Source organism: Streptomyces sp. NPDC001770 (assembly GCF_053596135.1).
Window position 1 is genome coordinate 24,801 of the sequence record NZ_JBSFFN010000055.1, and the last position, 10,750, is coordinate 35,550.

Below are 10,750 nucleotides of genomic sequence, written 5' to 3' on the forward strand. Positions count from 1 at the left end.
ATGGAGTATGAGATACCTACAGCCTGGCCCGCCCGACGGCGTATGCCGGACCTGGCCACCCTCGATACCTCCACCCATCGCGCGGTGGTCGCCGCCGTCGACAGTCTGCGCACGCTGCGAGACGTCTTCGCGGACCGCCTGCTCACGCTGATCCGCCGGCATGTCCCCGGCTACGCGGTGCTTCCGGACGAGGAGATCCGGTCTTCTGCTCAGCGTTTCATGGACATCCTCGTCTCTGAGCTCGCCTCCTTGAGGGTTCCCGACGAGGCCCTGCGCGAGATCCTCCGCGGCTACGCGGTCGAGCGCGCCGGCCAGGGAGTCCCGCTCGACGTGGTCACCGTCGCCTACCAGCTGGGTTCGCGGGAGATCCTCGTCCTGGTGGACGAGGTGGCCGCCAAAGTGGGGCTGCCCCCAGACCTCCTGCTCGCCGTGCACGACAGCACCTGGGAGTTCTCCAACGAGGCGTCCGCGGTGTTCGCCCGAGTCCAGCACGATCTGGTCCTGGAGCGCGCGCACTTCGACGCCGAACGCCGTTCGGCCTTCGCGAGCGGCGTACTCGGCGGCACCCTCTCTGCCGAGCGAATCAATCGCGACGCCCATTTCTTCGGGCTCGCCCCCCAGGCGCGCCATGTGGCCCTCGCCGCACAGACAGCGTCCGCCGACCAAGCCGCCGTGATCCGCCGCGCCATCGCTTCGGCCCTTCGCCTCCCGGCCGACCGGCTTCTGATCGCGCAGGTCGGACCGGCACTTGGCATCATCGCGCCGGAAGCGCCCGTCTCCGTCGTCGGTCACCTCGTGGCGGCCGGTACACCTCTTCCGCTCGACGAGCTCAAAAGCGGCTTCGACGAGGCGGTGCTGGCGCTGTCGACCGCCCGGCGGTTCGCCATGACGGGCGTCGTACGCCTGCCCGACCTGGGGCCGCGGCCGCTCGTACTGGCCGACCCGCACACGGCAGAAGCCCTCTCCGCCCGCCATCTGGCACCGCTGGACGCCGCAGGGCGGTCGAGCGGCGAGATCGAGCAGACCGCGCGCGAGTACCTCGAATGCGACCAGGACGTGCGGGAGGTCGCCGGCCGGCTCGCCGTGCACCCGAACACCGTCCGGTACCGGGTGAACCGGTTCCAGGAACTCACCGGGCTGGACCTGCACCGCACCGAGGACCTGGTGACCGCGTGGTGGCTGCTGAACCGACGACGTATCTGAGGCGGGTTCGCTCCGTCGCGACGGTGGCAATGACGCAGCCGATCCCGCTCTCCGCACCCCCACGTGAACCACGCGGGGGTGCGGAGGCGGGACCGACGGGCTTGCACGGGTACCTGGCCCACCGGAGTCAGACCGGTCCGCTCGGTCCGCTCGCGTCAGCCTGCTCCGGGCGCATCTCCGTCAGGGCAGGGACCACTTCTGTGCGTCGGTGTTGTTGCACTCGTAGATCTGTACCTGGGTGCCTCCTTCGACGGAGGCGGCCGGAATGTCGAGGCACTTGCCGGAGCCCTGGTTGAGCAGAGCGCCGTTGGACTGCGGCTGCCAGATCTGGGCCCCGGAGCTGTTGCAGTCGTAGATGCCGACGGGGGTCTTGTCGGCGGTGCCAGCGGCCTTGACATCCAGGCACTTGCCCAGAACCCGGAGGGTGTTGTCCGCGCCCAGGGTCCACTGCTGGGCCGCTGTGCCGTTGCAGGTGTAGGTCTGCACCGGGTTGGAGTTGGTCGTGGAGGCGGCACGGTCGTCCAGGCAGAGTGAGGTCGACAACCCCGAGACGACGGGCCCGGACCTGCCGGGCTTGACCACGGACCACACGAAGGTGGTGCTCCCCGTCGCTCCGGTCCCGTCGGTGGCGGTGACCGTGACCGTACTCGTACCGGCCGACTGGGCCTTGCCGGAGATGATGCCGGTACCGGCGTCGATGGAGAGGCCGGCCGGCAACGCGGAAGCGCTGTAGGCGAGCTTCTGGCCGGAAGCCGAGTCGGAGGCGCGCACGGCCAGCGTTGCCGAGCTGCCCACCAGGCTGCTCATGCCGGACGGGTTGCTCACGGTGACGGTGTTGCCGGTGGCCGTCGACGTGACCTTCAGGGTGCCGGCGAGCTTGTTGCTCGCGGAGGAGTCGCTCACGGAGATGCCGTAGCTCCCGATGTCGGCAACCCACTTGTGGGCCTGGGTGTCCCAATGCGAAAGGTCGCGCATGGAGACGGGGAAGGTGACCTGCTTGCTCTCGCCCGGGCTCAGCTCCACCCGCTGGAAGCCCCTGAGCTGTCTGCCGGGCTCGCCGGCGGTCGGCGAGGTGACGTAGAGCTGAGCGACCTCCGCGCCGGCCCGGCTGCCGGTGTTGGTGACCGTCGCGCTCACGGTGGAGTCGCCGTGCGCGTCCGGGCCGCTGACCCGGAGGCTGCCGTAGCCGAACGTGGTGTACGAAAGGCCGTAGCCGAAGGGGAAGAGCGGTTCGATGCCCTTGCTCTGGTACCAGCGGTAGCCCATGGCCAGGCCCTCGCTGTACTGCACGCGGTCGTTCTGCCCCGGCCACTGGACGGCGGTGTTGGCGGGCACGTCGTTCAGCGACCTGGGGAACGACACCGGGAGCTTGGCGGACGGGTTGACGTCGCCGTACAGCAGTGCGGCCATCGCGGTGCCCTCGCTCTGGCCGGAATACCAGCCTTCGAACACCCCGGCCACCTGGTCCAGCCACGGCATGGTGACGGCCGATCCTGTGTTGAGCACCACGACGGTGCGTGGGTTCGCCGCGGCCACCTGCGCGATCAACTGGTTCTGGTCACCGGGAAGCTCGATGTCCCTCAGGTCCGAGCCCTCGGAGGTGTCGGTCTTGGCGAAGACCACCGCGACCGAGGACTTCCTGGCCAGCGAGACGGCCTCGGTGATCGCGCCGTCGGTGTAGTCGGCCGGTGTCCAGGACAGGCCGAGCCGGCTGTCCCCGGACTTGTTGTAGTAGTCGATCTCGATCGGGACGGATTGCCCGGCGGTCAGACGGACACTGGCGGACCGGGTCTGCGAGCCCTGGTCTCCCCACTGGTCGACCAGCTTCTTGCCGTTCAGGATCAGCCTGCTGCCGTCGTCGCTGGTGGTGGCGAAGGTGTAGACACCGGTCGCCGGAGCCTTCAGGGTGCCGGTCCACTTCGCCGACCAGTTGTTGGAGTTGACGCCCTGGCCGGGGCTCGCGCCGCCCCACGTGTAGTCCAGGGCGGTGGTGTTCTTGGTGAGCACCGGGGAGCCGGAGAGGGTGGTGTTGTTGTAGAACTGCCCGGTGAGGCCGTCGCCGCTGCCGGAGGTCGGCTTCAGTGCTCCCGCCGGTATGCCGGCCAACGTCGACGTGGCCGTCGACCCCTGGGCGTACTGGACGGTCACCCCGAACCCGCTCGCGCGGCGATGCCCTGCTGCGGCGACACCACGGAGTCGGCGTGCACGGAGGCGCTGCCACCACCGGAGTTCTGCCAGCTTCCCAGGACCGCGACCGACGACCCCTTGGTGGCGCTGAGCGGCAGGACACCGTTGTTCTTCAACAGCACCGTGCCCTTCTCCGCGACCTCCGTACCCGTGGCCACGTGGTCCGCGGTGGTCACGTGTGCGCCGGTCGAGCCCGAGGGCGCCTTGTCGAACAGCCCGAAGACGAACATCTCCGTGAGGATGCGTCCCACCATCGTGTTCAGAGTCGACTGCGCGACCGAACCGTCGGCCAGCGCGGTTTCGAGCTGCTCTCCGTAGTAGTTCCGGTTGCCCATCTCCATGTCCATGCCGGCGTTGGCCGACGCCGCGGACGCGTGCGTGGCACCCCAGTCCGCGGTGACGAAGCCTTTGAAGCCGAACTGCTCGCGCAGGACCGTGGAGAGCAGGTTCTTGTTCTGACAGGCGTAGTCGCCGTTGACCGTGCTGTAGGAGCACATCACCGAGGAGGGCGCGCCCTTGCGCACGGCGGTCTCGAAGGCCGGCAGGTACAGCTCCTGCAGGGTGCGCTCGTCGATGTCGACGGCGTCGCTGGGGCTGTTGCGGTAGGTCTCCTGGTTGTACACCGCCAGGTGCTTGAGCTGCGCCATCACACCCTGGCTCTGGACGCCGTGGATCACCGACGTGCCCATCGCTCCGGCCAGATGCGGATCCTCGCCCATCGTTTCGAAAGCCCGCCCGAAGCGGGGGTCGCGGACCAGGTTCACCGTCGGCCCGAGATCGACCTCCGACCCCTTGCCCGCCTGCTCGGCACCCACCACCGCGCCGTACTCCCGTGCGGCGGCGGTGTCCCAGGTGGCGGCCGCGCTGACGGCGGACGGTAACTGCGTCACGCCGGTGAGATGCTGGCCCACTCCGGACGGGCCGTCCTCCAGATCCAGCTCCGGGACGCACAGTTCCGGGATCGCCTGGACCACGCCGGCGTAGGCGTTGCTGCCGGTGCCGGCGATCAAGGCCAGCTTCTGGTCCTGGGACATCGCGCCGAGCAACTGCGACACCCGGTCGGTGACCGGCGCGCCGGACCCGACCCAGGGGCATGCGGCTGCAGCCGCGGTGGCCGGCGGTGCGATACCGGCCTGGCCGAAAAGCCCCGCTGCCACGAGAGCGCCGCCGACCGCGGCGCTCAACCAACGGTTCCCTTGCATGAGATTTCTCCGTTTCAACGCGCTGATGACGTGGCCGTCCGTAGCTCAGCTCAGGACGGAAGACGCCAGGACGGGTGAAAGCGCCGTGCGGTCACGGCGTGATGGTGATGCGCGCCGGATCACCGACGCGTTCATGCGACGAACGTGGTTGCGGTCGTCGGATCGACACCGGACCTCGAACCGCCCCAAGGCGGAACGGAGTTGGTGGCCGTCGCTGTCCGGCCGGTGCTGGTCGCGCGACGGGCTGCGGACCTGGCGGTCGGTCAATACCGCCGTGGGAGCCCGTCGTGAGGAACTCCCCCCGTTTCGACGGAGGGACGGTGCACAGTGTGCATTTGTGTTTCTTTTAAGGTCAAGACGAAAGACGAAGAAACAGTTCTCAACATTCGCAAGGTCTTGGCGAGCTGCAGGCGGAGGGTGGCATCTCTGTCGTGGTTCATATCTGTGAACGCCTGGGTGGATGGATGGGCTCGCGGCGGATGTCATTCCTTGGTGTTCGCAGGCTTGACCGACCGGCTGGCCGGGCCTAGCGTCACCCTCTGCCGAGTTCATATTGCAGATGGTTGTTCATATACATGAACCTACGGGATGGCTCAGACGCCTCCGTGTCGCGCGAGGCGCATGCCATCCGAGGTACCCCCACATCCTCCCTGGAGGCACTTCATGAACGAACTTCCAAGTCGCCGACTGGTATTGGGCACCGTGGCGGGAGGGGTTCTGGCCACCTTCGTCTCCGGCGGTTCGGCTGCCGCAGCTTCGGCCGCGCTGGAGAGTTACGCCCCGCCCGCACGGCGAGTCCGGCTCGACCTGAACTCCGGGTGGCGATTCCACAAGGGAGATGCCGAGGGGGCGGAGGGGGCGGGCTTCGACGACAGCACCTGGAGCTCCCTGAGCGTCCCGCACACCTGGAACGCCCTGGACGGGGCCGACGGTGGCAGCTACTACCGGGGTGTCGGCTGGTACCGAAGGCTCGTCACGGTGCCGGCGGACCTTTCTGGGAGGATGCTCTTCCTCCAGTTCGCCGGGGTCAATCAAGTGGCCGATGTCTGGATCGACGGCGCCCACGTCGGCCGGCACCAAGGTGGCTACTCCCGTTTCCGGTTCGGTGTCACGGAGGCCCTCACGCCAGGAAAGGCCGCTGTGCTGGCGGTCAAAGTAACGAACGCGCACAACCCAGACATCGCCCCGCTCGGCGCCGACTACACCTTCCAGGGCGGCATCTACCGCAACGTCAGCCTGCACGCCGTCGACAGGCTCGCGGTACGGATGCTCGACTACGCCGGGCCGGGCGTCTACCTGCGTCAGCGCGAGGTCACGGCGACCTCGGCTACGGTCGACGTGCGGGCGACCCTCTTCAACAACCACACCACCAGCCGCTCGGTAGTCGTGCGTACCGTCATCACCCACGCCAACGGCACAGTCGTGGCGGATCGGAGCACCGCAGCGCAGACGCTCGGTGCCGGCAGCGGCACGGACGTCGTGCAGACCCTCACCCTCACCAATCCGCGCCGCTGGAACGGCCTTGCCGACCCCTACCTCTACAGTGCCCATGTCGAGATCCAGGACGCGGCCTCGGACGTGATCACGGACGTGGTCACCGAGCCGCTCGGGCTGCGAAGTCACGGCCTCGACGCCACCAACGGCTTCACGCTCAACGGCCGGCGCCTGAGCCTGCACGGCGTCAATCTGCACCAGGACCGTGCCGTCGCCGGATGGGCCGCCACCGACACCGACCACGCCCAGGACTTCGCCCTGATCAAGGAGGTCGGGGCCACAGCGGTGCGAATGGCCCACTATCAGCACGATCAGAAGGACTACAACCTCGCCGACGCCACCGGCGTGGTGGTGTGGGCGGAGATACCCCTGGTGGACGCCATCACGGACTCGGCCGCGTTCACCGCGAGCACGCAGTACCAGCTCCGTGAACTGATCCGCCAGAACTACAACCATCCCTCGATCGTCTTCTGGGGCATCGGCAACGAGCAGCGCAGCGACAACACCCCCACCAACACGCTGCTCGCCCAACTCGCCGCGCTCGTGAGGAGCGAGGATCCGGACCGCATCAGCACCTACGCCAACAACCTCGGCAACGACGCCCAGGTGGCGAGCCACGCGGACACCACGGCGTACAACAAGTACTTCGGCTGGTACGGAGGTTCCTTCAACGACTTGGGGGGCTGGGCCGACAAGCTGCACGCTGCCTCGCCGAACCGCACGTTCGCGTTGTCCGAGTTCGGCGCAGGGGCCAACCCCGGCCAGCACGCACTCAACCCGTCGGCGCCCAGCCCGGGAGGGGCGTTCCACCCGGAGGAGTACCAGGCACTGCTGCACGAGGCGTCCTGGAAGCAGCTCGCCGCGCGGCCCTTTGTCTGGGGCTCGTTCGTCTGGAACATGTTCGACTTCGCCTCCGACGGGCGCAACGAGGGCAGCCGGCCCGGAATCAACGACAAGGGCCTGGTCACCCGCGACCGGCTGATCCGCAAGGACGCCTTCTTCTGGTACAAGGCGAACTGGTCCCCGGAGCCGACCCTGTACATCACCAGCCGCCGCTGGACCTCGCGCACCGAAGCAGCGGCCGAACTGAAGGTCTACTCGAACGCGTCGACGGTTTCCGCCGTGCTCAACGGCACGGCGCTGGGCAGTCGCACCAGCGCGGACCGCATCTTCAAGTGGACAGGGCTGCAGCTGCGCCCGGGGGACAACACCGTCTCCGTCACGGCCTCCGTCAACGGCACGACGCACACCGACAAGGTCACCTGGAACCTGGTTTCCGGCGTGCCGGGCGAGGGGTGACCAATGCCTGGCGGGATCAAGCCAAGCCGTCAAATGCGCCGCCCAATTGGCGTACAGGACAAGCCCAGTTGGAGATTTGTTCATTTCTGTGCGGAGCGTTGACGTCCGATTCAACAGGTCTACACACTGTCCCGCACTGCCCTCCATGGACGGAGATCACCGTGTACAGAAGCAAGTTCAGAAGTCCCCGGCTCTTAGTCATGTACCTGCTGGCGGTCGCCCTGGCCGCCGTCGTCCTTCCCGCGGCTCCGGCGCACGCGGCCACCACCACGTGGACGGTCTCGGGCCCGTCCACGAACGCGCCCATCTCCGCGCAGGTCAGCCTCGACAGCGACGGCGGCTCCCTGCGGTTCGCGGTGTCCCGTCAGGGAACAGCGGTGCTGAACCCCGCCCCCATCGGGGTGCAGACCAGCACCGCCGACCTGACCAAGGGCCTGACCTTCACAGGGCGCAAGGACCGGACGCTCACCGAGTCCTACACGATGACGACCGGGAAGAAGCGCTCGCGGCAGACCACCTACACCGAGACGACCCTGTCCTTCACCGGATCGGGCGGCGCACGGCTGGACGTCGTGGTGCGCCTGTCGAGCACCGGCGCGGCGTACCGGTACGTCCTGCCCGGCTCGGGCAGCGTGACGGTCCAGCGAGAGGCGTCCTCGTGGGAGGTGCCCGCGTCGGCGAACGCCTGGCTGGTACCGGCCGGCCGTGAGGACCAGGGGCAGTGGTTCCGTACGACCGCGGGCGACGCCCCCGCGAACACCTACGCCGTGCCCGCCCTGTTCCAGATCGGTTCGACGTACGCGCTGTTGGCCGAGACGGACATCGACGGCCGCTACGCCGGGAGCCGTCTCACCCACCAGGCGGGGTCGGGGAACTACGCGACTTCGATCACGAACGCTCCCGTCACCGCGACGCTGCCTCTGGCCACGCCCTGGCGCACCGCGGCGGTGGGAGACCTGGCGACCGTCACCGAGTCGACGATCGTCGACGACCTCGCCCAGCCGTCCAAGGTGAGCGACACGTCCTGGATCGAGCCGGGCGCGTCCGCCTGGTCCTGGCTGACCGAGCACTCGAGCCCGTCGGACCCTGCCCGCCAGCGAAAGTACATCGACTTCGCGCAGCACCACGGCTGGGACTACGTCCTGGTCGACGAGGGCTGGCAGTCGAGCTGGATGCCGGACCTCGTGAAGTACGCCGACGCGCGAGGCGTCAAGGTGATCGTCTGGTTCAACTCCTCCGCCCTCCAGACGGCCGAGCAACGAGCCAACTGGTTGCCGCTCGTCCAGAGCTGGGGCGTGGCCGGAGTGAAGATCGACTTCAGCTACGAGTACACCCAGCCGACCCTCAAGTGGTACGACACCGTCCTCGCCCAGACCGCCCAACTCAAGTTGCTGGTCAACTTCCACGGCGCCGGAACCCCGCGAGGCATGCAGCGGACCTGGCCGCACGTCATGACGGGTGAGGCGGTCTACGGAGCCGAACAGCAGCGCAACCGGGCCTCCTACAACACCCTGCTCCCCTTCACCCGCAACGTCGTCTCCAGCATGGACTTCACCCCCGTCGTCTTCAGCATGAACAACCGGGACACCACCGACGCCCACGAACTCGCGACCGCGGTCGTCTTCGAGTCGGGCTGGCAGCACTACGCGGACAACCCCGAGAGCTATCAGTCCCGGCCCGAGGCGCTGCGCATCCTCGACCAGCTCCCGACGACGTGGGACGAGACGCGCCTGCTCGCCGGCGCTCCCGGGCAGGAGGCCTACATGGCTCGCCGGGCAGGCGGAAGGTGGTACGTCGGAGGCATTTCGGCCCTGGCCGCGAAGACGTTCCAGACACCACTGAGCTTCCTCGGCGACGGCCGTTGGCTGCTCGAGACGGTCCGCGACGGCTCCGGATCGCTGCTGCGGGAGACGCGTGTGGTCTCCGGTGGGGACACCCTGTCGGTGCCCATGGCGCGCAACGGCGGCTTCGCCTCCGCACTGTGCCCCTACACCGAAGGTATGACGACCTGTGGTTCCTCCGACACCGACGGGGTGCTCAAGGGCCAGGAGTCCGGTCTCTGTGTCGACGTGCCCAACAGCACGCAGACCAACGGGACCGACGTCAGGCTCGCGGACTGCAACGGGGACAGCAACCAGGTGTGGACGCAGACTCCGGCCAGGCAGCTGCGGGTGTTCCCCGGCGCATGCCTGGATGTCGACGGCGGGGCGAGCGCCGACGGGACGACGGTCCAGATCTGGGACTGCAACAACACCGGAGCCCAGCAGTGGACCGCCAGGGACGACGGCTCCGTGGTCAACCCCGCCTCGGGCAAGTGCCTCGAAGCCCGCGACCACGGCACCTCGACCGGCACCGGACTCGTGATCCGCGGCTGCGACGGGGGAGCACAGCAGCAGTGGGCACGAGGCGCCGCCGCCGCAGCGGTCAAGGGTGTGGAATCCGGGCGTTGCCTGGACGTGCCCAACAACGCGACGGACAACGGAACCCGGCCGGCACTGTGGGACTGCAACGGCGGAGCCAACCAGATCTGGACTTCCACGGCCTCCAACCAGCTCAGGGTCTATCCCACCGAATGCCTGGACGTACGCGACGGCGCGAGCGCCGACGGGAGTGCCGTCATCATCACGGACTGCACCAACGCGAAGAGCCAGGGCTGGCGAGTCATGTCCAGCGGCTCCGTCGTCAACGTGGCGTCCGGCAAGTGCCTGGACGCGTACGACCGCGGCACCACGAACGGCACCCAGGTGATCATTTGGCCATGCACCGGGGCCGCCAACCAGAAATGGAACCGCGGCTGACCGACCGCGCCCCTGCGACAAGGGAAAGGACGCATCCCGGTCGCGCCCGCCGCCGAACCGGCGGTCGCGGTGTCCACCGCGACGTGTCCCGTCCCGACCCAGCGCAGCCCGCACATGTCCTCGCTGTCGCCCGCCCTCGCGGGACAACACATGGGAGCCGCACATGTCCTTCGAAAGGTACACGGATAGACACCGTTGGGCGGCTGCGGCCGCCTCGCTCACCCTTGCCGCCGGCGGTTTGGCCGGGGCCGCCGCAGTGACTTCTGGAGTCGCCGTCGGCGTGCAGGTCGCTGCCGTGGCCGCCGCGCCGGAGGCCGCGGCGGTGGAGAACGGCTTGGCCCGTACCCCGCAGATGGGGTTCAACAACTGGAACACCACGGGCTGCGGTTCGCAGTTCGACGAGGCGATGGTCAAGGGCATCGCCGACATCTTCGTCTCCAAGGGTCTCAAGGCGGCCGGGTACTCCTACGTGAACCTCGACGACTGCTGGGCGCTGCCCTCGCGGGACGCGTCCGGCAACCTGGTGCCCGATCCGGTGCGTTTCCCGAACGGCATCAAGGCCGTGGC

The 10,750-nt window shown here is 68.3% G+C and carries 5 protein-coding genes and 1 pseudogene; 4 read left to right on the top strand and 2 right to left on the bottom strand.

Annotation, left to right across the window (positions count from 1 at the left end):
• Positions 1-1,203, top strand: a complete 1,203-nt coding sequence (locus ACWCSV_RS31995; RefSeq protein ID WP_451148286.1) for a PucR family transcriptional regulator — start codon at positions 1-3, stop codon at positions 1,201-1,203.
• 180 nt (positions 1,204-1,383) lie between these two features.
• Here the strand turns inward: ACWCSV_RS31995 and ACWCSV_RS32000 are convergent, their stop codons facing one another.
• Entirely contained in the window at positions 1,384-3,351 is a 1,968-nt protein-coding gene (locus tag ACWCSV_RS32000; protein WP_451148288.1) for a glycoside hydrolase family 3 C-terminal domain-containing protein, read from the bottom strand.
• Entirely contained in the window at positions 3,348-4,574 is a 1,227-nt protein-coding gene (locus ACWCSV_RS32005; RefSeq protein ID WP_451148290.1) for a glycoside hydrolase family 3 N-terminal domain-containing protein, read from the bottom strand. Before ACWCSV_RS32005 ends, ACWCSV_RS32000 begins: the two co-directional genes overlap by 4 nt.
• 681 nt (positions 4,575-5,255) lie before the next feature.
• On the opposite strand from ACWCSV_RS32005, the gene ACWCSV_RS32010 reads away from it, so the two are divergent.
• From ACWCSV_RS32010 to ACWCSV_RS32020, 3 genes and pseudogenes are all read left to right on the top strand, one after another.
• Entirely contained in the window at positions 5,256-7,385 is a 2,130-nt protein-coding gene (locus ACWCSV_RS32010) for a glycoside hydrolase family 2 protein (protein WP_451148292.1), read from the top strand.
• A 200-nt stretch (positions 7,386-7,585) separates the two neighbouring features.
• A complete protein-coding gene (locus tag ACWCSV_RS32015; RefSeq protein WP_451148294.1) occupies positions 7,586-10,183 on the top strand; it encodes a glycoside hydrolase family 97 catalytic domain-containing protein in 2,598 nt (865 codons plus the stop codon).
• Between the two features lie 163 nt (positions 10,184-10,346).
• A pseudogene (locus ACWCSV_RS32020) lies at positions 10,347-10,750 on the top strand (NPCBM/NEW2 domain-containing protein); the annotation flags it as partial.

Bases quoted from the DNA above. Each gene is read 5' to 3' on its own strand.
- ACWCSV_RS31995 (WP_451148286.1), top strand. From the start codon at position 1: ATGGAGTATGAGATACCTACAGCCTGGCCCGCCCGACGGCGTATGCCG.
- ACWCSV_RS32015 (WP_451148294.1), top strand. From the start codon at position 7,586: ATGTACCTGCTGGCGGTCGCCCTGGCCGCCGTCGTCCTTCCCGCGGCT.
- ACWCSV_RS32010 (WP_451148292.1), top strand. From the start codon at position 5,256: ATGAACGAACTTCCAAGTCGCCGACTGGTATTGGGCACCGTGGCGGGA.